29 protein-coding genes are annotated in these 20,937 nt (G+C 44.5%); 7 read left to right on the plus strand and 22 right to left on the minus strand.

Annotated features, from left to right (window positions below; all coding sequences use genetic code 11):
* Positions 1-14 precede the first annotated feature (14 nt).
* Both IRJ16_RS10140 and dnaK read right to left on the minus strand, forming a co-directional pair.
* Positions 15-1,472: a S41 family peptidase gene (locus IRJ16_RS10140; RefSeq protein ID WP_194111422.1), complete on the minus strand. Its 1,458-nt coding sequence runs from the start codon at positions 1,470-1,472 to the stop codon at positions 15-17.
* Positions 1,473-1,740: 268 nt separating this feature from the next.
* Positions 1,741-3,645, minus strand: a complete 1,905-nt coding sequence (gene dnaK / locus IRJ16_RS10145) for a molecular chaperone DnaK (protein ID WP_194111423.1) — start codon at positions 3,643-3,645, stop codon at positions 1,741-1,743.
* 428 nt (positions 3,646-4,073) lie between these two features.
* Between dnaK and IRJ16_RS10150 the strand changes: the two genes are divergently transcribed.
* The 7 genes from IRJ16_RS10150 (at position 4,074) to IRJ16_RS10180 (ending at position 9,588) form a co-directional block, all read left to right on the plus strand.
* Complete coding sequence (locus IRJ16_RS10150) at positions 4,074-4,574, plus strand: hypothetical protein (RefSeq protein ID WP_194111424.1); 501 nt, start codon at positions 4,074-4,076, stop codon at positions 4,572-4,574.
* A gap of 73 nt (positions 4,575-4,647) precedes the next feature.
* Positions 4,648-5,145 (plus strand): LVIVD repeat-containing protein, encoded by a 498-nt coding sequence (locus IRJ16_RS10155; protein WP_194111425.1) that lies wholly within the window; start codon positions 4,648-4,650, stop codon positions 5,143-5,145.
* A gap of 2 nt (positions 5,146-5,147) precedes the next feature.
* Positions 5,148-5,888, plus strand: a complete 741-nt coding sequence (locus IRJ16_RS10160; RefSeq protein ID WP_194111426.1) for an LVIVD repeat-containing protein — start codon at positions 5,148-5,150, stop codon at positions 5,886-5,888.
* A 7-nt stretch (positions 5,889-5,895) separates the two neighbouring features.
* Positions 5,896-6,645, plus strand: a complete 750-nt coding sequence (locus IRJ16_RS10165) for a hypothetical protein (protein WP_194111427.1) — start codon at positions 5,896-5,898, stop codon at positions 6,643-6,645.
* Between the two features lie 254 nt (positions 6,646-6,899).
* Complete coding sequence (locus IRJ16_RS10170; protein WP_194111428.1) at positions 6,900-7,802, plus strand: helix-turn-helix domain-containing protein; 903 nt, start codon at positions 6,900-6,902, stop codon at positions 7,800-7,802.
* Between the two features lie 79 nt (positions 7,803-7,881).
* Positions 7,882-8,715 carry an SDR family NAD(P)-dependent oxidoreductase gene (locus IRJ16_RS10175; RefSeq protein ID WP_194111429.1) on the plus strand — a complete coding sequence of 278 codons (834 nt, stop codon included), beginning with the start codon at positions 7,882-7,884 and terminating at the stop codon, positions 8,713-8,715.
* A 36-nt stretch (positions 8,716-8,751) separates the two neighbouring features.
* Entirely contained in the window at positions 8,752-9,588 is an 837-nt protein-coding gene (locus IRJ16_RS10180) for an SDR family NAD(P)-dependent oxidoreductase (RefSeq protein ID WP_194111430.1), read from the plus strand.
* 58 nt (positions 9,589-9,646) lie between these two features.
* Here the strand turns inward: IRJ16_RS10180 and IRJ16_RS10185 are convergent, their stop codons facing one another.
* From IRJ16_RS10185 to rplN, 20 genes are all read right to left on the minus strand, one after another.
* Positions 9,647-10,042: a hypothetical protein gene (locus IRJ16_RS10185; protein ID WP_194111431.1), complete on the minus strand. Its 396-nt coding sequence runs from the start codon at positions 10,040-10,042 to the stop codon at positions 9,647-9,649.
* Between the two features lie 246 nt (positions 10,043-10,288).
* Positions 10,289-10,846 carry a 50S ribosomal protein L17 gene (rplQ, locus tag IRJ16_RS10190; protein WP_194111432.1) on the minus strand — a complete coding sequence of 186 codons (558 nt, stop codon included), beginning with the start codon at positions 10,844-10,846 and terminating at the stop codon, positions 10,289-10,291.
* A 190-nt stretch (positions 10,847-11,036) separates the two neighbouring features.
* Entirely contained in the window at positions 11,037-12,029 is a 993-nt protein-coding gene (locus IRJ16_RS10195) for a DNA-directed RNA polymerase subunit alpha (protein WP_194111433.1), read from the minus strand.
* 171 nt (positions 12,030-12,200) lie between these two features.
* Positions 12,201-12,809: a 30S ribosomal protein S4 gene (rpsD, locus tag IRJ16_RS10200; RefSeq protein WP_194111434.1), complete on the minus strand. Its 609-nt coding sequence runs from the start codon at positions 12,807-12,809 to the stop codon at positions 12,201-12,203.
* 65 nt (positions 12,810-12,874) lie between these two features.
* A complete protein-coding gene (rpsK, locus tag IRJ16_RS10205) occupies positions 12,875-13,264 on the minus strand; it encodes a 30S ribosomal protein S11 (RefSeq protein ID WP_194111435.1) in 390 nt (129 codons plus the stop codon).
* Positions 13,265-13,392: 128 nt separating this feature from the next.
* Positions 13,393-13,770 carry a 30S ribosomal protein S13 gene (gene rpsM / locus IRJ16_RS10210; protein WP_194111436.1) on the minus strand — a complete coding sequence of 126 codons (378 nt, stop codon included), beginning with the start codon at positions 13,768-13,770 and terminating at the stop codon, positions 13,393-13,395.
* A 75-nt stretch (positions 13,771-13,845) separates the two neighbouring features.
* On the minus strand, positions 13,846-13,962 hold the full coding sequence (gene ykgO, locus IRJ16_RS10215; RefSeq protein ID WP_022833269.1) for a type B 50S ribosomal protein L36: 117 nt from the start codon (positions 13,960-13,962) through the stop codon (positions 13,846-13,848).
* Between the two features lie 17 nt (positions 13,963-13,979).
* A complete protein-coding gene (gene infA, locus IRJ16_RS10220) occupies positions 13,980-14,198 on the minus strand; it encodes a translation initiation factor IF-1 (protein ID WP_022833270.1) in 219 nt (72 codons plus the stop codon).
* 202 nt (positions 14,199-14,400) lie between these two features.
* On the minus strand, positions 14,401-15,183 hold the full coding sequence (gene map / locus IRJ16_RS10225; RefSeq protein WP_194111437.1) for a type I methionyl aminopeptidase: 783 nt from the start codon (positions 15,181-15,183) through the stop codon (positions 14,401-14,403).
* A gap of 21 nt (positions 15,184-15,204) precedes the next feature.
* Entirely contained in the window at positions 15,205-16,554 is a 1,350-nt protein-coding gene (gene secY / locus IRJ16_RS10230; protein ID WP_194111438.1) for a preprotein translocase subunit SecY, read from the minus strand.
* A gap of 6 nt (positions 16,555-16,560) precedes the next feature.
* Positions 16,561-17,007: a 50S ribosomal protein L15 gene (gene rplO / locus IRJ16_RS10235; RefSeq protein WP_194111439.1), complete on the minus strand. Its 447-nt coding sequence runs from the start codon at positions 17,005-17,007 to the stop codon at positions 16,561-16,563.
* 4 nt (positions 17,008-17,011) lie between these two features.
* Positions 17,012-17,191, minus strand: a complete 180-nt coding sequence (gene rpmD / locus IRJ16_RS10240) for a 50S ribosomal protein L30 (RefSeq protein ID WP_228080007.1) — start codon at positions 17,189-17,191, stop codon at positions 17,012-17,014.
* Positions 17,192-17,196: 5 nt separating this feature from the next.
* Entirely contained in the window at positions 17,197-17,715 is a 519-nt protein-coding gene (gene rpsE / locus IRJ16_RS10245; protein ID WP_194111440.1) for a 30S ribosomal protein S5, read from the minus strand.
* 12 nt (positions 17,716-17,727) lie between these two features.
* Positions 17,728-18,078 (minus strand): 50S ribosomal protein L18, encoded by a 351-nt coding sequence (gene rplR / locus IRJ16_RS10250; protein ID WP_194111441.1) that lies wholly within the window; start codon positions 18,076-18,078, stop codon positions 17,728-17,730.
* Between the two features lie 5 nt (positions 18,079-18,083).
* A complete protein-coding gene (gene rplF, locus IRJ16_RS10255) occupies positions 18,084-18,641 on the minus strand; it encodes a 50S ribosomal protein L6 (RefSeq protein ID WP_194111442.1) in 558 nt (185 codons plus the stop codon).
* 21 nt (positions 18,642-18,662) lie between these two features.
* Complete coding sequence (rpsH, locus tag IRJ16_RS10260; RefSeq protein WP_194111443.1) at positions 18,663-19,061, minus strand: 30S ribosomal protein S8; 399 nt, start codon at positions 19,059-19,061, stop codon at positions 18,663-18,665.
* A gap of 338 nt (positions 19,062-19,399) precedes the next feature.
* Positions 19,400-19,669: a 30S ribosomal protein S14 gene (gene rpsN, locus IRJ16_RS10265; RefSeq protein ID WP_194111444.1), complete on the minus strand. Its 270-nt coding sequence runs from the start codon at positions 19,667-19,669 to the stop codon at positions 19,400-19,402.
* Positions 19,662-20,225: a 50S ribosomal protein L5 gene (gene rplE / locus IRJ16_RS10270; RefSeq protein ID WP_194111445.1), complete on the minus strand. Its 564-nt coding sequence runs from the start codon at positions 20,223-20,225 to the stop codon at positions 19,662-19,664. Before rplE ends, rpsN begins: the two co-directional genes overlap by 8 nt.
* Positions 20,225-20,566, minus strand: coding sequence for a 50S ribosomal protein L24 (gene rplX / locus IRJ16_RS10275; RefSeq protein WP_194111446.1), 342 nt, complete (start codon positions 20,564-20,566; stop codon positions 20,225-20,227). The genes rplE and rplX overlap by 1 nt, the downstream gene beginning before the upstream one ends.
* A gap of 1 nt (position 20,567) precedes the next feature.
* The gene (gene rplN, locus IRJ16_RS10280; RefSeq protein WP_073405786.1) at positions 20,568-20,936 is read right to left on the minus strand and encodes a 50S ribosomal protein L14; all 369 of its coding nucleotides are present in this window, start codon (positions 20,934-20,936) and stop codon (positions 20,568-20,570) included.
* Between the last annotated feature and the right edge of the window lies 1 nt (position 20,937).

Below are 20,937 nucleotides of genomic sequence, written 5' to 3' on the forward strand. Positions count from 1 at the left end.
ATCTGTTCTTTGATCTACTTTTTCTGAGCGATCATCTTCTTAACCACATCCATTGCATTTTTATCGTCATTGACCGCACGATCAGGTAGCACGCCCCGCCCGTCGCATTTGCCGCATGCTAATAGGAAACGCCTGTCGGATATAGCTACATCAAGTTTTGTATTGGGCAACACCACGCTTACCCAATCGCCGGTAAAGCAGGTCGGCTCGCCTGTTTCCTGTCCCACTATTGCCCCTAATTGATAGCACTTGAAAGCTGCGGCAAATATCGCGGCGGACGAGTACGTACTATTACCGGTCAGCAAATAGATGTCGCCCTTAAATAAAAGATCGTTCTTAGGTGGCGTGACGGGCTGAAAAGTTTGCGTTACCATAGTGCCATTTCGCGCCGTCAACAACAATTTTCGCCCTGCTTCCAGCCTGATATAAATTGGGTAATACAGGTAATGATACCATTTGAACCAACCGGCAAATTTGCGGTTAGCCTGTATCAGGTCTCGTTTCGACTCTTTACTTACCTTGATATCGACCTGTGTATATTGCGCTACAGGTTTATCGGTGATATACTCATAAAGTATCTGGTTAAGCCGGGTGGTCCCGCCATCATTATTCCTGATATCAATGATCAGATCTTTTAACCCCGCCTTCCTGATCCTGGTAAATACGCTATCGCAAAACGGCCTGAAATTTTCCAGATCGGCACAGGCTTTGTATTCAAGTACTCCTATTCGCTGGTCGGGTAATTCATAGTAAGCATAGTTAGGATACCTGATCAGATAGTTCTTGGCTTCGCTTTGTGGTTTGGCGCGCAGCTGATCTACTTGTTCCAATTTTGCTCCCGTCATCACAATTTCTTTTACAGCGTCGCCATCAGCGTAAGTGATCTTAAACTGCTTCATCATCCCGTAACTCACCCAAAACATCCTGCTAAAGTCTCCCGAACAATAACTCTCTTCGTAGCGGTCATTTTCCGGATTGTAGCTGCCTAATATTTTATCAACAATATCCTGAGCCGGTACGCCATTGATGCTTTTGATCTGGGTATTATAAGGCAGATCCGCCTTTCTCGAATTAACGAACAACATCCTTTTGTATATCCTAACGGGCAGCGGAAAAAACAGACCGTCCCTATCAATATATTGCTGTATTTCCTCGCCCGGCGCATTGACGTAATTATGCCCGTCTTTGATCACATCGAACACCATCGGCGCAAACATATTCATAAAGTCCATGCGGTTAAGTGGTTTGGTTATCCGGGCTTTGAGCTGTTCGTAGCGTTTAAGGACAGTATCCCTTGGTGTCTCTTTAAAATAATTGGGGTGGATCTCCTCAAACTTCTTCAGCAGCGCATCCAGATCCTGATGTAGTTGAGCTACTGGGTACTTTTTGTAATAGCTGACGGTATCAAAGACCTGCGCTAACGAGGTGTTGGTGATCAATGTCAGGACGAGGAAAAGGAGTTTGACTTTCATGGTGACACGGGTTTAGTACAAGTTCAGCACTTGATAAGGGAATTGCAATGCTCATCTACTTATTTAACATCTTTTAACCTTCGATCTGCCGGATCCGTCATTGCGAGGAACGAAGCAATCTCTGCACCCAAAGGTCGTCCTTGCATAGCCACTCTGCTAACGTAGAGATTGCTTCGTTCCTCGCTATGACGGTTGGTAAAGGTTTATTTAAACGCACAAAGCCCCAATGGATCTCTCCATCGGGGCTTTGCTTTATATATTGATCTGACTATTTTACTTCTTCAAAATCAACATCGGTCACGCTATCAGCGCCGCCTTGTGGTTGGCCACCACCTTGCTGACCTGCATCCGGACCTGGTGCGCCGCCTTCGGCAGATGCTTTGTACATATCCTCAGATGCTGCCTGCCATGCAGCGTTCAACGCGGTTTGAGCAGTTTCGATATCGCCTAAGTTTTTGGCAGCGTAAGCTTCTTTCAACTTGGTCAGGCCTTCTTCGATCGGTGCTTTTTTGTCAGCAGGGATCTTATCACCGTACTCTTTCAATTGTTTCTCGGTCGAGAAGATCAGCGCGTCAGCCGAGTTCAGTTTCTCAACTTCTTCTTTAGCTATACGGTCGGCATCAGCGTTAGCTTCAGCTTCTTCTTTCATCTTCTTGATCTCGGCATCAGTTAAGCCTGACGAAGCCTCGATACGGATCTTTTGCTCTTTACCGGTAGCTTTATCTTTTGCAGATACGTGCAGGATACCGTTAGCATCGATATCGAAGGTAACTTCTACCTGTGGTACACCGCGAGGTGCAGGTGGGATACCATCTAAGTGGAAACGGCCGATCGTACGGTTACCCGCTGCCATTGGGCGCTCACCTTGTAAAATGTGGATCTCTACAGATGGCTGACTGTCAGACGCGGTAGAGAACACTTCCGATTTTTTGGTCGGGATGGTCGTGTTAGATTCGATCAGTTTGGTCATTACACCACCCATAGTTTCGATACCTAATGATAACGGGGTAACGTCTAACAACAATACGTCCTTAACCTCACCTGTCATTACACCACCTTGTATAGCAGCACCGATCGCTACAACCTCATCCGGGTTAACACCTTTTGACGGCGCTTTACCAAAGAATTTTTGTACAGCTTCCTGGATAGCAGGGATACGGGTAGAACCACCAACCAAGATCACTTCGTCGATATCAGACACGCTGTAACCTGCATTTTTCAATGCGGTACGGCAAGGCTCAATGGTACGTTTGATCAGGCTGTCAGCCAATTGCTCAAATTTAGCACGGGTCAAAGTTTTAACCAAGTGCTTAGGCATACCGTCAACAGCGGTGATGTATGGTAAGTTGATCTCGCTCTGGGTAGTGCTCGATAACTCGATCTTAGCTTTCTCAGCAGCTTCTTTTAAACGTTGCAAGCCCATAGGGTCTTTACGCAGGTCAATACCTTCGTCATTCTTAAATTCGTCTGCCAACCAGTCAATAATAACCTGGTCAAAGTCGTCACCACCTAAGTGCGTGTCACCATCGGTAGATTTTACTTCGAAGATACCATCACCTAACTCCAGTACAGATACGTCATGCGTACCACCACCGCAGTCAAATACAGCTATCTTCATGTCCTTATGCGCTTTGTCCAGGCCGTAAGCAAGGGCAGCAGCAGTAGGCTCGTTAATGATACGTTTAACTACCAAACCTGCGATCTCGCCTGCTTCTTTAGTAGCCTGACGTTGCGCATCGTTAAAGTAAGCCGGAACGGTGATAACCGCTTCAGTAACTTCGTGACCCAAAAAGTCCTCAGCGGTTTTCTTCATTTTTTGAAGCACCATTGCTGATATCTCTTGCGGGGTATATTTACGGTCGCCTATCTCTACACGTGGGGTGTTGTTGTCACCTTTAACCACTTTGTAAGGCACGCGGCCGGCTTCAGCAGTAACCTCGTTATATTGGTTACCCATAAAGCGCTTAATTGAATAAATGGTTTTTGTAGGGTTTGTGATCGCCTGACGTTTTGCAGGATCACCTACTTTACGCTCGCCGTTGTCCACAAACGCCACTACCGACGGCGTGGTACGTTTACCCTCGCTGTTAGCAATTACTACCGGCTCGTTACCTTCCATTACTGCTACGCAGGAGTTTGTTGTTCCTAAGTCGATTCCTATGATCTTTGACATAATATGATTGATATTTCTTTTTTACTCGTTTGTCTTACTCCCCTATATTAACAATGCTTGTGCCAATATTTGTTTGGCGTAAATTGTCAGGTAAAAGGCGAAAGGTGAAAGGCAAAAGGTCAAAAAACGTCAGGTTTGGCTGACTTATCGATGACAGGTTGACAGAAATTGAAGATGTGCAGATATTCCCCCCAGTCATCATGAGTAGTTTCTAACAGCGACGTGGCAATCCCCGATAAGCAGAGCAGTCTTATAAGTACTTTGAAAAAGAACGGTCTGTCACGTTTCAGTACCGGTAGCCCCGTCATCCGCTACAGATCCTCGCTCGTTCCTCGCTGTGGGTTTTCCGCTCCTACCGGGTTTAGGTTGATAAGTAGGTGCATAAATATAACTATTTATTTAGTTCAAAGGTGTATCTTCACATTATTTTGAAAAAGGTCGTTATCATTTTAACGTTATTGTTCCCATTGATCGTTTACACACAATCTGTCCCCACCAAAAAAGAACAATACGACTTCCTAAAATGGGCCATCAAAAGCGAAGACCTAAGATACATGATCATGGAGACCGACCTGTTCACTATAACTGATCTGGGTACCGGAGACAAGACGACCCTGGATTACCTAAAAGTGAACAGTAAGGAGAAAGCCTATTTTGCCAAACAGATAAAGTATAATGCGGCGCACCGGGTGTTAGACTCGACAATGTTACCGGGGATCCATTTACAAGAAGCATTATCCGATGAAACGAGGTTTACCCGAATAGCTATGCCGATCTTCTCTACCAACAAGCGAATGATCTTCCTTAAATATTACTACAGATCGGGAGGCAGCGAACGTGCCCGGATAAACATCTATTTGACAGACAAGAACGGCAAATGGTTCTACAGCCACATCCAGGCCTTTCCTACGATGGATGGTATGGAATAATGAAAGCCCCCTTCACAAAACCTTAACACCTCCACCCCTTGCCCAATTAAAACCTGCTGCTTATCTTAGGCAAATGAAACCTTATCATTTACTGCTCTTACTGGTCCTGATCAGTGGCTGCCGCAGAGACGAGCAAGATCCGCAGACCAACTACTTCCCCGTGCTGTTAAGTCGTGAATCGTTAGAACGGTCTATTACTTTCCATGGTCCTGTACCAATCGAGATACCTGCCAAGGTTTATTATAAGGACAATTTTATCCTCATTAGCGAGCGTTTTAAAGGCGTCCACGTTATTGATAATACCGACCCGGCCAAACCCGTTAACCGCGGCTACATCAATGTGCCGGGTTGTGTAGATATGGCCGTTAAAGGGAATGTGCTGTATGTAGACAACGCGGTTGATATGCTGGCGATAGACCTTAGCAGCATCGGCAACACGGTCATCAATGTTTTATCGCGTACTAAGAATGCATTCCCCGAGCTTACCCCGCCCGATGGCGGATCAGTGCCGGATAAATACAAACCAGAGAACCGTCCACCGAATACCATACTTGTAGGCTGGGAGAAATAATGATGAACGACCTGAAAAAAACCTTAAGTCTGGCGGTACTGATCTTGCTTTTTACAGCATGCGGTAAAGACTATGTTGGCCCTAACAATACCGGCACCAATGCGGGCATTGGTGGTTCGCTGGCCCGTTTCGCAGTGGCGGGTAATACGCTATATACCGTAACACCCAACCGGTTAAATACCTACGATATCACCAACGCCGCGCTGCCGGTGTACCGCGCCACCAGTTACCTGAACGCCAATAGCGAAAGCATTTTTGCTACACCCAAATTCCTGTATATCGGCGCTCAAACGGGCATGTCCATATTCGACGCCGCCGACCCGTTCAACCCCAAGTACCTGGGAGGTTACTCGCATGCCCGCGCTTGCGACCCGGTAGTAGCGAATGACAAATACGCTTTCGCATCGTTAAGGAGCAGTTCGGTCTGTACGATCGGGCAAAATCAGATCGATGTAATTGATATTACAGTACCGACCGCGCCAAAATTTCTGCTCAGCTACCCTATGACCGAACCTTACGGTTTGGGCCTGGATGGTAACTACCTATTCGTGTGCGACCGCGGCCTGAAGCTTTATGATATTACCGACGTGGCCAAACCTGTGCTGAAACAAACTATCAACATTGGCGCCCGCGATGTGATCTTGCAGAGCGGGAAACTCATTTGCATAGCTACAGACGGCCTTTATCAGTTCAATTATGCAGGTGGCACTCTGGTGCAGATCAGCAAGCTTAACCTTAACTAACCCCGCCTTGTACAAGTTCCTTATCACCCTCGCTTTATTGTTCATATGTTTGGACAGCATGGCCCAAAGGCGGCCCTTACCGCCGTTGTTCCCTCCGCATCCATCGCGCCGCGATCCGGCCCGAGACTCTGCGCTTATCCGAAAAAGGGACAGCTTGATAGAGGCCCATCGCGATACAACCGCTTTCACCAACGCCGGGTTGATGACCATTGGCTTGGAACCGATATTCCATTTTAATAATGCCCTTAAGTTTGATCTGGCCTACAAGTTTCCGGGCAAAAAATTTGGTTTGGAACTAACTCCCGAGATCTATACCGGCCAGCGTTTATTTTCTTTCAACGGCGACCGGATCGACGGTTTTGGCATTGGTCTTTACCATCAAAGCTATATTACAAATGGCAAAAGCAAACCCATTATCACCAGCTTGGGGTTGACCTACCGCGCCGTAAATGTAAAATATAACGACGAAGGTTTTATCCCCGAACAACGTAACGGCCTTACATATTACCGCTACCGCGAATTTGAGGATGTGGTTAAGGCACAGAACATCATGATCAACGCCACCGTGGCCGGTCGGCTAACAAACAACAGAAGTCCTGTATTTTTGGATATTTACTGCGGAGTAGGTTACAAATTCGGCTCAGAAAGTGCTACTTATCCGGGCAACCGTAACTATAAAAATTACATGTGGGACTTTGGCTATAACGGGGCTACGTTGCTTGCCGGCGTAAAATTTGGTCCGAGTGTGGTATTTTAAGCCTGATCTGTGATCGTTCATCGCCGCTTTGTTCACGGCACATTTTTCAATACTGAATATCAATAAGTTACAAAACCCAACAAGCGTGTTCACGCGTGAACATGAACACACCCATGAACACCACTGAATATCAACCTGTTATAGCCAAAATTGATCATTCACGCGTGAACGATCAACTTAATTAGCGTACGCCTTGCTAACCGACAGCAGAAGACCCCAATTTGTATATAGTTTGATTTCTGTAACTTTGCATCATGCAAACCACAGAAACGTTAGAAGATTTTTACGCCCATAAGTTCGGTACCACACCCCCGCCTACGGCAAACGGCGTCGGGGCGTTCAATGTGTTCCGTTTAGAGGATTGCTGGAATGGCGGCAAAGTGGTTACGCCTTACTCCCGTCGCGATTTCTATAAGATCACGCTCATCCGTGGCAAACACCGCTACCATTATGCCGATAAAAGCATCGAGGTGGACGGCACTACGCTGATCTTCTTTAACCCGCAGGTGCCTTATCGATTCGAACCTTTGGACGAAACGACCACCGGTTTCTTTTGCATTTTTAAGGACTCCTTCTTTACAGAAAGCATGCGCGGCAATATCCATGACCTGCCGATGTTCATGCTTGGCGGCAAGCCTGCCTATACCTTGAATGAAACCCAGGAAACACAAGCTATTACGCTGTTTCAAAAGATGTTTGACGAGATCGAGTCAGATTATCGATTTAAATATGACCTGCTGCGCAACTACGTGACCGAGATGATCCACTTCGCCATGAAGATGCAGCCTACCGAAACACTTTACCAACATCCTGATGCTAACTCCCGCATCACAGCAGTCTTTACCGAATTGTTGGAACGCCAATTTCCTATCGAGAATCCAGGGCAACGCTTTACGCTAAGATCTGCAAGTGATTTTGCAGAGCAGTTATCTGTACACGTCAATCACCTGAACAGGGCAGTGCGCTCAACCACGGGCAAGACCACTACAGCACACATAGCCGAACGTATCACAGCCGAGGCCACCGCCCTATTAAAGCATACCAGCTGGAACGTAGCTGAGATCAGCTATAGCCTTGGCTTTGAAGAACCGGCCCATTTCAATAACTTTTTTAAAAAGCATACTAACTTTACCCCTACCGCCATACGAGTTGTTTGAATTTCGCAAGCATTGGTTTGATTGATGTAAACGCTTCCCCTCATTGCCGCCATACCTTTGACCTATCAAGTCAAACGATATGGAAAAGCAAAAAATATGGTTCATTACAGGCGCATCCAAAGGCCTGGGACTTTCATTAGTCAAACAATTATTAAAAGCAGGTGCTAAAGTAGCAGCCACTTCGCGAAACACTGCAGATCTTATTAAAGCCGTCGACTTTACCGGCGACGCTTTCCTACCCCTACAGGCAGATCTTGCAAGCGATAGCAGCGTTGCCGCCGCTATCGAACAAACTCACCAAACCTTTGGCGGTATAGACGTTGTGGTCAACAACGCAGGTTACGGCATTGGTGGTAGCCTGGAAGAGTTGACCGATAAAGAGGTAAAGGATAGTTTCGACATTAACGTCTTCGGTACTATCAATGTCATCCGCCACGCCCTACCTATCCTGAGGGCACAGTCATCGGGGCACATCATCAATATCTCTTCTATCGCTGGTATCGCACCGGCCACGGGTTGGTCGGTTTACGGCGCGGCAAAACATGCTGTGATCGGCCTGAGCGAAGTATTGGCCGACGATGTAAAAGCCTTAGGCATCAAAGTGACCGTGGTAGCACCGGGGGCATTCCGTACTAATTTCCTTAATGCCGATTCATTAGTGCTATCAAAAAACAAGATCAATGCTTATGCTGATATCCGCGCCTCTCACGAGCGCTACACCAAAATGAGCGGACAGCAAGCTGGCGACCCTGAGAAGGCAGTAGAAGCCATGATCGGTATTACAGAGATGACGGAACCTCCTTTGTACCTCCTATTAGGTTCGGATGCCTACGCACGAGCTTTTAGTAAGCTGGAGCTATTGGCCAACACCTACCACCAATGGGAAGACCTCACCAAATCTACCGACTATTAATTCATTTCACACACAACAATTAAATATCAAAACATCATGAGCACTCAAAAAGTATGGTTCGTAACAGGCGCATCCAAAGGGTTCGGCCTGGAATTCGTTAAACAATTATTAGCACAAGGCGATAAAGTAGCTGCCACCTCACGTAAGGTTGCCGACCTGTCAGCAGCAGTTGAAGCTTCAGACAACTTCGTGCCCCTGGCTATGGATATTACATCTGAGGACAGCGTAACCGAAGCTATCGACAGAACAGTTAAGCAATTTGGCAAGCTGGATGTGGTTGTCAACAATGCGGGTTATGGTCTCATCGGTGCGCTGGAAGAGCTTAGTTACGACGAAGCAAAAGGCAACTTTGAAGTGAATGTATACGGCTCATTGAACGTGATCCGTGCTGCGATGCCGCATCTGCGCCAACAAGGGTCGGGCCATATCTTCAATATCTCTTCTATCGGTGGCTATTCGTCTGCCTTCCCAGGATGGGGTATCTATTGCGCCACCAAATTTGCGGTGCAAGGATTTACCGGTTCGTTAGCTGAGGAGGTAAAAGATCTGGGTATTAAAGTGACCGCTGTTTATCCGGGTTATTTCCGCACCGAGTTTCTGACCAGTGGCTCGGTAGCCATACCTAAGAACCCGATCGATGCCTACCAGGCAGTAAGGGATTCGCAAGAGGCACACCAGAACGCTATCAACGGTAACCAACCCGGCGATCCGGAGAAAGGTGTAGCAGCAATCATCAAATTAGCTTCGGAAGAAAACCCACCGGTGCACTTCTTTTTAGGTGAGGATGCTTATAATTTGGCTAATCAGCAAATGGGCGCTATCAAAGCGGAGCTGGAGGAATGGAAAGAATTGACGGTGAATACTAATTTTTAAATAAGTCGCAACAAACATCTATTAATAAATGCTCCGGTCAATTTGGTCGGGGCATTTATTATTTAGCATTTTTCAATTGGGATCTAAGTGTTTTAATGTGGTCCAAGACCCCTTCTTTCAGTTCACTAAACGTTTCAGTTGAGTTATTCCCGTAAACACCCTTCCCCTTGCTCATCAATTCAACGATCTTCTCATTATCTAAATAATACCTACGTTCTGACGATGGAATAAGCTTAGTGTGATCCAAATCAACAGTAGTGTCGTTAGCAGCATATCTTTCTTCCTTTATATAAACGAAGAACAACTTATCGTTCTTTAAATAATATTCTTGTTGAAGTACCCTATTGGAAAGCCCGACCCAGACCTTGATCTTTCCTATTTTACTACCTTCAAAATAACCAACAAGCTCCTGCCCGCCGTTAGTTGCCGGTCCGGAGATCTCTTCGTTTTCCAAACTGACCCGTTTAAAATTCGTGTCAGAATTGATACTTTGAAATTCGAGCCGAATGCCCGACATCAACACGTCTTTAGATTGGCCATAAATTGAGCGCGAGCAGAGGATCGAGAATAGGATAATGATATAGGTTTTTAGCATAAGATCATTCAGCTACATCTAAGATAACCCCAATATCCATACGAACAAAAAAACGCCCCAATCAAACTGACCGGGGCGTTCTTGTTATGCTTAAAAGCGGATAAATTATTCGCCTTTTTCTGCGTTCTCTTCGTTAGCAGCAGGTGCTTCCGGAGCTGCTTCAACTGCTGGTGCAGCTTCTTCAGCAACTGGGGTTTCTTCTGCAACAGCGGCAACAGGAGCAGCTTCAGCAGCTTTACCTTTACCACCACGACGGCGAGTAGTTTTCTTAGCGGCAGCAGCTTCACCGGTTTTGTTGTAAACTGTGTTGTAATCTACCAACTCAATGATAGCCATCTCGGCGTTGTCACCCAAACGGTTCTCTAATTTGATGATACGAGTGTAACCACCCGGGCGGTTAGCAACTTTCTCAGCTATCTCGCGGAACAGGATGTTTGTAGAATCCTTGTCTTGCAAGTAGCTAAATACAGTACGACGAGAGTGCGTAGTATCGCTTTTTGATTTTGTGATCAGTGGTTCAACATAACCGCGTAAAGCTTTAGCTTTAGCAAGTGTAGTTGTGATACGCTTGTGCAGTATCAGTGAAGTAGCCATGTTGCTCAACATCGCCTTACGGTGACTGTCGGTACGGCCTAAGTGATTAACTTTTTTTCCGTGTCTCATTGTTTTGTTGTTTGTGGCACGTGCATACCGTCGGGCGGCCTTTCGGTCAAGCCTTCGGAATTACGCGTTCGTCAGTGACTGGTTAATTAGTGATCAGTGATTAGTCACTGTATTCTCGCTGATCAAGTTCTTATAAAAAGAAAAGAGGTTAAAGACTGATTAACCGGTCTCTAACCTCTGATCACTAAAATTATTCTTCGTCTAACTTAAATTTAGACAGGTTCATACCAAAAGATAAGCCTTTTGATTTAACCAGGTCCTGGATCTCAGTTAATGATTTTTTACCAAAGTTCCTGAACTTTAACATGTCAGCAACGTCGTAAGATACCAGATCAGCTAAACTGCGGATATCAGCTGCTTTTAAGCAGTTCAACGCACGTACAGAAAGGTCAAGGTCAACCAATTCGGTTTTCAGGATCTTGCGCATGTGCAGGATCTCTTCGTCAACCTCTTTGGTTTCTTCTTTAGCTTGTGCTTCCAGCATCATGTTCTCGTCGCTGAATAACATAAAGTGCTGGATAAGGATCTTAGCAGCCTCTTTTAATGCTTCTTCTGGATGGATAGAACCGTCTGTAGCGATATCCAGAACCAATTTCTCGTAGTCGGTCTTTTGCTCAACACGATAGTTCTCGATAGTATATTTTACGTTCTTGATCGGGGTGTAGATAGAATCGATAGCGATAACTCCTACAGCAGCGTCAGGATTTTTGTTCTCTTCGCTGGCAATGTAACCACGGCCTTTGTTCACGGTCAACTCAACTTCCAAAGTAACCGAAGGATCCATGTTGCAGATCACCAGGTCAGGGTTCAGAATAGTAAAGTTGTTAGAGAATTTGGTGATATCACCGGCTTTGAAACTATCTTGACCATTGATGATAACGAATACTTTTTCGCTATCGCCAGAGTCACCTGTTTTTTTCAGGCGAACTTGTTTAAGGTTCAGGATGATCTCGGTAACGTCTTCAACAACACCTTTGATGGTCGAAAACTCATGCGTAACACCTGACAAACGAACAGAAGTGATCGCATAACCTTCAAGCGATGAAAGTAAGATACGACGTAAAGCATTACCAATGGTTACACCAAAGCCTGGCTCTAACGGACGGAACTCGAATGTGCCCTCAAAGTCAGTCGACTTTTGCATGATAACCTTGTCTGGTTTCTGAAATGCTAATATTGCCATTTATATCCTTTTAATTGGTTGTTTAATAGATGTGAGACTTTAGATATGAGATGTGAGACCAATATACAGATCAATTATCTCATTTCGTGTTCTCGTATTTGATTTATCTTAAATGCCAAATCTGAGACCCCGAAAAAGGGGTCTCAGATCTCACATCTCAATGCTCATATCTTATTTAGAGTATAACTCGACGATCAGGTTCTCCTTGATGTTCTCAGGGATCTCATCGCGGTTAGGGTAGTTAAGCAATTTGCCTGTTAAGCTATTTGCATCCCACTCTATCCAGCTATACTTGCTGATCCTACGACCTGCAACTGATGCTGTGATAGCCTCTAATGACTTAGATTTCTCACGAACAGAGATCACGTCACCCGGTTTAACCTGGTAAGAAGCGATGTTAACCACTTCGCCGTTAACGTTGATGTGTTTGTGACCTACCAACTGACGTGCGCCAGAACGGGTAGGAGCGATACCTAAACGATAAACTACGTTATCTAAACGAGCTTCTAAGAATTTTAACAAGTTCTCGCCAGTGATACCTTCTTTAGCAGAAGCACGGTGAAACAAGTTCTCGAAGTAACGCTCTAATACACCGTAAGTGTATTTAACTTTTTGCTTCTCTTTCAATTGCACAGAGTACTCTGACTCTTTACCACGTCTTTTAGACGGTCCGTGCATACCCGGTGGGTAGTTCTTTCTTTCTAACACTTTGTCCGGGCCAAAAATTGGCTCACGGAATTTACGTGCGATCTTTGATTTGGGGCCTGTATATCTTGCCATTGTTGTTGCTTTTAAAGTATCGACCGGCCCGCAGCCGGCGAATCTTAGCTTTAAAAATTAATTGATTAAACTCTTCTGCGTTTTGCTGGACGGCAACCGTTGTGCGGAAGCGGGGTGATGTCCTTAATGGTGGTAACCTCGATACCGGTAGTTTGCAAAGTACGGATAGCTGACTCGCGACCTGAACCCGGGCCTTTAACAAACACCTCTACTTTACGCAAACCTAAGTCATAAGCAACTTTACCGCAATCGGCTGCTGCTTGACCTGCTGCATAAGGAGTGTTCTTTTTAGAACCTTTAAAACCCATTTTACCTGCAGACGACCAAGAAATTGCTTGACCGCTGTTGTTGGTAAGGGTGATGATGATGTTGTTAAAAGTAGCGTTGATGTGAGCCTGACCTACAGCCTCGATAACAACGATACGTTTTTTGGTTACTTTTTTAGCTTTTGCCATTGTCTTTTTTGATCTTGCTAAGAATTACTCAGTTAACGAATAACCCGGACCCTTAGCCGTTTTTAATTTGTTCCCAACGACCAAAGACCGAAGCACTGTTGCTTTGGTCCCTGATCACTGATCATTTATTACTTAGTAGCTTTTTTCTTGTTAGCAACTGTCTTACGTTTACCTTTACGAGTACGTGAGTTGTTCTTAGTACGCTGACCACGTAAAGGAAGACCTTTACGGTGACGGGTACCACGGTAGCAACCGATATCCATTAAACGTTTGATGTTCAGTTGTACTTCAGAACGTAAAGCACCTTCTACTTTGATCTGCTCGTTGATGATGGTACGGATGGCAGTTAACTGCTCATCTGTCCAGTCCTGTACTTTTGTATTCAAGTCGATACCGGCTTGAGTCAAAATGTTTACAGCTGTGGTGTGACCGATACCGTAAATATAGGTAAGTCCTATTTCGCCACGCTTGTTTCTTGGTAAATCAATACCTGCTATCCTTGCCATATTTTTAGTTTGGTTTTAAATGCTGACCGAACGGCGGCTACCGTTGTACGGAATTCAGCACAATTTCTGTTTTAATTATCCTTGACGCTGCTTGAACTTTGGGTTCTTTTTGTTGATCACATAAAGTTTTCCGTTACGACGGATAATTTTGCAATCAGCGCTGCGTTTTTTGATGGATGCTCTAACTTTCATCGCTTTATATTAATAAATTATTTATATCTGTAGGTGATCCTGCCTTTGGTCAGATCATACGGGCTCATTTCCAATTTCACTCTATCGCCAGGTAAGATCTTGATGTAGTGCATCCTCATCTTGCCCGAAATATGCGCAATAATTTCGTGCCCGTTCTCTAACTCAACCCTAAACATAGCGTTTGACAATGCTTCTCTTATTGTGCCGTCTTGCTCGATCGAGGACTGTTTAGCCATATTGTTACTTTGATATGAGATGTTAGATATGAGATTTGAGACATTTCAACCCTCAACCTAAACTCAACTGCTTTATCTTCTTTTTGTCGATATGATCATTTTGGCGCTTATCTCGCGTCTCAAATCTCACATCTATTGTCTGTTACGATAAAAAATCCGCCCCTAAAGCGGGACGCAAAATTAACAAAATAATTTGTAATTTTTATTTTTCTTTTAAAATTTCTTCTATGTAAGAAAAAGTCGATAATATATCAGCTTTGCCTTTTTTTATGGCTACCGTATGCTCAAAATGAGCCGAAGGTTTACCATCTATAGTAGACACCGTCCATCCATCGTCCCAAAACTTCACTCCTGCCCTGCCTCCGTTGATCATTGGCTCGATCGCGATCACCATACCTTCTTCAAGTTTGGTGCCGCTGCCGCGTTTACCGTAATTAGGAACCTCCGGCTTCTCGTGCAGGCGTTTGCCTACACCATGGCCAACCAGTTCTCTCACTACGCCAAAACCGTTCTTTTCGGCATGTTCCTGTACGGCGTAGGCGATATCGCCTATGCGCATACCAACAACCGCTTTCTCGATGCCTTTATCTAAACACTCTTTGGTCACTTGCATCAGCTTCTTAGCTTCCGCGCTTACTTCGCCAATGGCAAAGGTATAAGCCGAGTCACCGTAGAATTTGTTTTTAAGGACACCGCAATCAACCGATATGATATCACCTTCCTTAAGCTCGTATTTGCCCGGGAAACCATGTACCACGTGGTCGTTAACAGAAATGCAAAGGGTATAAGGGAAACCGCCGTAGTTTAAAAAGGCAGGGACCCCTCCGTTGTCACGGATAAAGGTCTCTGCCAATTTATCAAGGTCTATTGTTTTAACACCCGGCCCGATGATCTTGGCGATCTCGGCGTGTGTTTTGGAAACCAGCAAAGAACTTTCTCTTATTAGTTCTATCTCTTCGATAGACTTATAAACGATCTTTGACATTAGTTTTTATTCCTCTTTCAATTAGATAGCAGGCGGGGTAGTACCTGCAGCAGTCGGAACTGCGCTACGGCCTTTTATCCTGCCTGTTTTCATTAAGCCATCATAATGGCGCATTAACAAGTGACTTTCGATCTGTTGCAACGTATCTAAAACAACACCCACCAAAATGATCAGTGAGGTACCGCCGAAGAAACGTGCGAACTGGCTATTCACATGGAACAAGCCTGCAAATGCCGGGATGATAGCAATGATCGCCAGGAAGATAGATCCCGGTAAAGTGATCTTTGATATTACACCACCAATGTAGCTTGATGTAGCCTGACCTGGTTTAACACCCGGGATAAAGCCACCATTCTTTTTCATATCATCGCTCATTTGGGTAGGGTTTACCGTAATAGCGGTGTAGAAGAAAGTGAAAATGATGATCAATAATGCGAACACAAGATTATGCTGCCAAGATGTGTAATTAGATAAAGCCATTAGCACGCTATTGGTCGACATCTTAGGGAAGAATTGACCAACAGTAGCCGGGATGAACATCAAAGCCTGAGCAAAGATGATAGGCATAACACCTGCAGCAGTAACTTTTAACGGGATGTACTGACGTACGCCACCATATTGTTTGTTACCAACTACACGTTTAGCATACTGCACTGCGATCTTGCGCACACCTTGTACAACAAGGATAGTGAACATAACCACCAGCATCAGGGCTACTATCTCTACGATAAAGATGATAGGGCCACCGCCACCGCTGATCACACGTGAGCTGAACTCATCGATAATTGCACCTGGCAATTGAGCGATGATACCCACCATAATGATCAGGGAGATACCGTTACCGATACCTTTGTCGGTGATCTTCTCGCCCAGCCACATTACAAATAATGTACCCGAGGTTAAAGCCAACATAGTGATGAGGTTGAACATGAAAGCGTTAGTGATCAGCTGAGCGTTTTCCGGTACTTGCGAGTGTACATAACCATAAGCTTGCGCAAAGGTGATAGCAACTGTCAAGTAACGGGTCCACTGGTTAAGCTTATTACGGCCGCTCTCACCTTCTTTTTGCATTTTAGTGAAATAAGGCACCGCAATACCCAATAACTGCACCACGATAGAGGCAGATATATAAGGCATCACACCTAATGCAAAAATTGATGCGCGGGAGAATGAACCACCGGCAAACATATTAAGCAAGCCCAACAAACCGTCTTTGTTTTTCTGCAAGTCGAGCACGTTAGCGTCAACCCCGGGCAAAACAACGTATGAGCCTACGCGGTAGATCAAAAGAAATAAGAGTGTGTTTATGATACGCACTCTTAGATCTTCGATCTTCCAGATATTGGATAATGTTGTGAAAAATTTCTTCATCGAAATTTACAGTTTTACGATAGATCCGCCGGCTGCTTCAATAGCTGCTTGTGCAGTGGCCGAAAAAGCGTGTGCTTTAACTTCTAATTTAGCTTTCAGCTCGCCACGACCTAAAACTTTAACAAGGTCGTTACGTGATGCCAGACCGTACTCTTTCAACACTTCAAAATCAATAGAAGTTAATGAGTGAGTATCGGCCAGGATCTGTAAAGCATCCAGGTTTAAGCTTACGTACTCTACACGGTTAGGGTTTTTGAAACCTACCTTAGGTACACGACGTTGCAATGGCATCTGGCCACCCTCAAAACCTACCTTAGTAGATGTACCAGAGCGTGAGCCTGCACCTTTATGACCACGGGTTGATGTACCGCCACGGCCTGAACCGGTACCACGACCGATCCTTTTTCTATTTTTAGTAGAACCTTCTGCAGGTTTTAAATTACTTAAGTTCATGATATTAAATATTTTCTACTGCTACCAAATGATTTACTTTACGCACCATGCCAATAATAGCAGGTGTAGCTTCAACCTCCACGCTGTGATTGATCTTTTTAAGACCTAACGCTTCAACAGTTTTTTTCTGGCGCTCACTTCTATCGATCACGCTTTTTATCTGAGTTATTTTGATCTTAGCCATGATGATTATCCGTTAAATACTTTGTTTAAATTAACACCGCGTTGTTGTGCTACTGTGTAGGCATCGCGCAGTTGCGCTAATGCAGATACAGTTGCTTTAACCACGTTGTGCGGGTTAGACGAACCTTTTGACTTTGCCAGTACGTTATGTACACCGGCACTCTCTAATACAGCACGCATCGCACCACCGGCAATTACACCGGTACCGTTAGCAGCTGGTTTCAGGAATACAAAACCGCCTGAGTATTTACCGATCTGCTCGTGAGGGATAGTTTGGTTGATGATCGGAACTTTTACCAAGTTCTTTTTAGCATCATCCACACCTTTAGCGATAGCCTCGGTAACTTCTTTTGCTTTACCTAAACCGTAACCTACTACACCATTCTCATCGCCCACTACCACAATGGCACTGAAGCTGAAAGTACGGCCACCTTTGGTTACTTTGGCCACACGTTGTATGCTTACCAAGCGGTCTTTTAATTCGATCTCGCTTGTTTTTACTCTTTTTACGTTGATTGTTGACATCTCTTGTTGTGTTTAGAAAATTAAACCACCTTCACGTGCACCGTCGGCCAATGATTTGATACGGCCATGGTATAAATAACCATTACGATCGAACACTACTGAAGTTATACCGGCCGCGATAGCTTTTTGAGCTACCAGTTTACCTACAGCTACAGATAATTCTGATTTGCTGCCTTTATCGGTAAAGTCTTTGGCCATAGATGATGTCGAAACTAATGTTTTACCAGTTACATCGTCAATGATCTGTGCATAGATGCCTTTGTTGCTTCTGTACACTGATAAGCGCGGGCGCTCGGCAGATCCTGCAATACGTTTGCGGATGCCTTTTTTTATTCTCTCTCTTCTTGATAGTTTAGCTGCCATGACGATTATTTTTTAGATGCTGATTTACCTGCTTTTCTTCTCAATACCTCGCCTGCAAACTTGATACCTTTACCTTTGTAAGGCTCTGGTGCACGTAACGAGCGGATCTTAGCGGCTACCTGGCCAAGCAATTGCTTGTCGATAGACTCCAGGATGATAGTAGGGTTTTTACCTTTATCAGCAGTTGTTGTAACTTTAATTTCTTTTGGTAATTCAAACACGTAGTGGTGAGAGTAACCTAACACTAAGTCTAAAGTATTACCTGTGTTAGTAGCACGGTAACCCACACCTACTAACTCTTGAGTTGTTTTGTAACCTTCGGTAACGCCAACAACCATGTTGTTAAGCAATGCGCGGTATAAACCGTGTAATGCTCTGTGACGTTTCTGGTCAGACGGGCGCTGTACCAGCACGTTTCCGTCTTCCTGAGCTATCGTGATATCGCTATCAACTGCTTGCTCTAATTGTCCCTTAGGGCCTTTTACAGTTACCACGTTATCCGAAGATACAGTAACAGTAACGCCTGCAGGGATAGCTATAGGTGCTTTTCCTATTCTTGACATTGTTTGTTTGCTTTTAAACTATTAATAAACGTAGCACAATACCTCGCCACCAACATTTTGCTGACGTGCTTCTTTGTCAGACATAACGCCTTTTGAAGTTGATAAGATGGCGATACCTAAACCATTAAGTACACGTGGCATGTTCTCCATACCTGCATATGTCCTTAAGCCTGGTTTACTGATGCGTGTTAACGTGCGGATAGCCGATACTTTAGTGATCGGATGGTATTTCAAAGCAACTTTGATGATGCCTTGAGGACCGTTATCCTCAAATTTAAAATTAGCAATGTAACCTTTGTCGAAAAGCACTTTCGTGATCTCCTTCTTAAGATTTGATGCAGGAATTTCGACAACCCGGTGGTTGGCCTTAATGGCATTCCTTACTCGTGTAAGATAATCTGCGATTGGATCTGTATTCATTTTATTGAGCTGTGGCGGCGGTTTCATCCCCGTAACATCCGGGGCGACCTACTGCCGGTTAAAATTCTTTATAAAAACCGAGGCGCAAAGATACAAAAAAATTAAAAACATAACTCATATGTTTTGAACCTTTTAGCAACTATTTTTTCGGGTAGGTAAAAGCTGAATGGCGAAGGGTTAAAGGTAATTATTTAACGGATCTGCCACATCGGCCTTATTACATAAAAAATGGGTGCTTATCACCCATCCTCTACTTAAAAGAGAAAAGGTGAAAGATCAAAGCCGAGGGGTGTTTTATCACCTTTCGCCTTTTACCTTTCACCTTTAAGCTTAACTGATTACCAGCTTGCTTTCTTCACTCCCGGGATCTTACCGGCCAAAGCCATCTCGCGGAAAGTTACCCTTGAGATACCGAATTGGCGCATGTAACCGCGTGGGCGACCTGTTAATTTGCAACGGTTGTGCAATTTTACAGGTGAAGCAGCTTTAGGCAATTTATCTAAACCTTCGTAGTCGCCTGCTGCTTTTAAAGCGGCACGTTTCTCAGCATATTTTGCAACTAACGCAGCGCGTTTTACTTCGCGTGCTTTTAAACCTTCCTTAGCCATTGTTATTTTGATTTTTAAATGGTAAACCAAATTGTTTAAGCAACTCTAATGCCTCAACGTCGTTAGTTGCCGAGGTTACGAATGTGATATCCATACCCATGATCTTGTTGATCTTGTCGATATTGATCTCAGGGAAAATGATCTGCTCGGTAATACCTAAGGTATAGTTACCGTTGCCATCAAAACCTTTATCGTTGATACCTTTAAAGTCGCGGATACGTGGCAGAGCTACAGCGATCAAACGATCAAGGAACTCGTACATGGTATTGTCGCGCAGCGTTACACGTACACCTACAGGCATACCTTTACGCAATTTAAAGTTAGAGATATCTTTCTTTGATTTAGAAGCAACAGCTTGCTGACCGGTAATGGTGGTCAGCTCGTTGATCGCAACGTCGATCAGTTTTTTATCAGTAGTAGCGGCACCAACACCTTGGTTGATAGCTATTTTCTGCAGTTTCGGAACTTGCATGATCGTTTTGTACTGAAATTTCTCTTTCAGTGCAGTACGTATCTCTTCCGAATACTTGGTCTTTAATCTTGGCGTGTAAGTCATTACTTAATTTCCTCCCCTGATTTTTTTGATACCCTAACCAATTTACCATCGGCGTTAAGCTTGCGGCCTACGCGGGTAGTTGAGCCTGTTTTAGGATCAACCAAAGCCAGGTTCGAAATATGAATAGCAGCTTCTTGCTTAATGATACCACCGTTAGGGTTAGCAGCATTAGGCTTAGTGTGCTTAGATACCATGTTGGCACCTTCAACTATCGCTCTGTTCTTTGCAATGATAACTTCAACTATTTTGCCTTGTGTACCTTTAGAGTCACCGGCAATCACCTTAACCAGATCACCTTTTTTGATCTTTAGTTTGGCAGGTTTGTTTACTTTCTTTTCCATATTATAATACCTCCGGTGCTAATGATACGATCTTCATGAATTGTTTTTCACGCAATTCCCTTGCAACCGGGCCAAAAATACGGGTACCCCTTGGCTCGTCCTGGTTGTTTAACAAAACTGCTGCGTTGTCGTCAAAACGGATGTACGAACCATCTTTACGACGGATCTCTTTCTTGGTTCTAACAACTACGGCTTTAGATACAGTACCTTTTTTAACGTTGCCTGATGGCAAAGCGCTTTTTACGGTAACTACGATCTTATCGCCAATTGATGCATACCTTTTACCGGTACCACCTAATACGCGGATAACTAAAACTTCTTTAGCACCACTGTTGTCGGCTACGTTAAGCCTTGATTCCTGTTGTACCATC

The sequence above is a fragment of the Mucilaginibacter myungsuensis genome (assembly GCF_015222005.1).
Taxonomy (GTDB): Bacteria; Bacteroidota; Bacteroidia; order Sphingobacteriales; family Sphingobacteriaceae; genus Mucilaginibacter; species Mucilaginibacter myungsuensis.

Bases quoted from the DNA above. Each gene is read 5' to 3' on its own strand.
- IRJ16_RS10140 (WP_194111422.1), bottom strand. From the start codon at position 1,472: ATGAAAGTCAAACTCCTTTTCCTCGTCCTGACATTGATCACCAACACC.
- dnaK (WP_194111423.1), bottom strand. From the start codon at position 3,645: ATGTCAAAGATCATAGGAATCGACTTAGGAACAACAAACTCCTGCGTA.
- IRJ16_RS10155 (WP_194111425.1), top strand. From the start codon at position 4,648: ATGAAACCTTATCATTTACTGCTCTTACTGGTCCTGATCAGTGGCTGC.
- IRJ16_RS10160 (WP_194111426.1), top strand. From the start codon at position 5,148: ATGAACGACCTGAAAAAAACCTTAAGTCTGGCGGTACTGATCTTGCTT.
- IRJ16_RS10170 (WP_194111428.1), top strand. From the start codon at position 6,900: ATGCAAACCACAGAAACGTTAGAAGATTTTTACGCCCATAAGTTCGGT.
- IRJ16_RS10175 (WP_194111429.1), top strand. From the start codon at position 7,882: ATGGAAAAGCAAAAAATATGGTTCATTACAGGCGCATCCAAAGGCCTG.
- IRJ16_RS10180 (WP_194111430.1), top strand. From the start codon at position 8,752: ATGAGCACTCAAAAAGTATGGTTCGTAACAGGCGCATCCAAAGGGTTC.
- rplQ (WP_194111432.1), bottom strand. From the start codon at position 10,846: ATGAGACACGGAAAAAAAGTTAATCACTTAGGCCGTACCGACAGTCAC.
- IRJ16_RS10195 (WP_194111433.1), bottom strand. From the start codon at position 12,029: ATGGCAATATTAGCATTTCAGAAACCAGACAAGGTTATCATGCAAAAG.
- rpsD (WP_194111434.1), bottom strand. From the start codon at position 12,809: ATGGCAAGATATACAGGCCCCAAATCAAAGATCGCACGTAAATTCCGT.
- rpsK (WP_194111435.1), bottom strand. From the start codon at position 13,264: ATGGCAAAAGCTAAAAAAGTAACCAAAAAACGTATCGTTGTTATCGAG.
- rpsM (WP_194111436.1), bottom strand. From the start codon at position 13,770: ATGGCAAGGATAGCAGGTATTGATTTACCAAGAAACAAGCGTGGCGAA.
- ykgO (WP_022833269.1), bottom strand. From the start codon at position 13,962: ATGAAAGTTAGAGCATCCATCAAAAAACGCAGCGCTGATTGCAAAATT.
- infA (WP_022833270.1), bottom strand. From the start codon at position 14,198: ATGGCTAAACAGTCCTCGATCGAGCAAGACGGCACAATAAGAGAAGCA.
- map (WP_194111437.1), bottom strand. From the start codon at position 15,183: ATGTCAAAGATCGTTTATAAGTCTATCGAAGAGATAGAACTAATAAGA.
- secY (WP_194111438.1), bottom strand. From the start codon at position 16,554: ATGAAGAAATTTTTCACAACATTATCCAATATCTGGAAGATCGAAGAT.
- rplO (WP_194111439.1), bottom strand. From the start codon at position 17,007: ATGAACTTAAGTAATTTAAAACCTGCAGAAGGTTCTACTAAAAATAGA.
- rpmD (WP_228080007.1), bottom strand. From the start codon at position 17,191: ATGGCTAAGATCAAAATAACTCAGATAAAAAGCGTGATCGATAGAAGT.
- rpsE (WP_194111440.1), bottom strand. From the start codon at position 17,715: ATGTCAACAATCAACGTAAAAAGAGTAAAAACAAGCGAGATCGAATTA.
- rplR (WP_194111441.1), bottom strand. From the start codon at position 18,078: ATGGCAGCTAAACTATCAAGAAGAGAGAGAATAAAAAAAGGCATCCGC.
- rplF (WP_194111442.1), bottom strand. From the start codon at position 18,641: ATGTCAAGAATAGGAAAAGCACCTATAGCTATCCCTGCAGGCGTTACT.
- rpsH (WP_194111443.1), bottom strand. From the start codon at position 19,061: ATGAATACAGATCCAATCGCAGATTATCTTACACGAGTAAGGAATGCC.
- rpsN (WP_194111444.1), bottom strand. From the start codon at position 19,669: ATGGCTAAGGAAGGTTTAAAAGCACGCGAAGTAAAACGCGCTGCGTTA.
- rplE (WP_194111445.1), bottom strand. From the start codon at position 20,225: ATGACTTACACGCCAAGATTAAAGACCAAGTATTCGGAAGAGATACGT.
- rplX (WP_194111446.1), bottom strand. From the start codon at position 20,566: ATGGAAAAGAAAGTAAACAAACCTGCCAAACTAAAGATCAAAAAAGGT.
- rplN (WP_073405786.1), bottom strand. From the start codon at position 20,936: ATGGTACAACAGGAATCAAGGCTTAACGTAGCCGACAACAGTGGTGCT.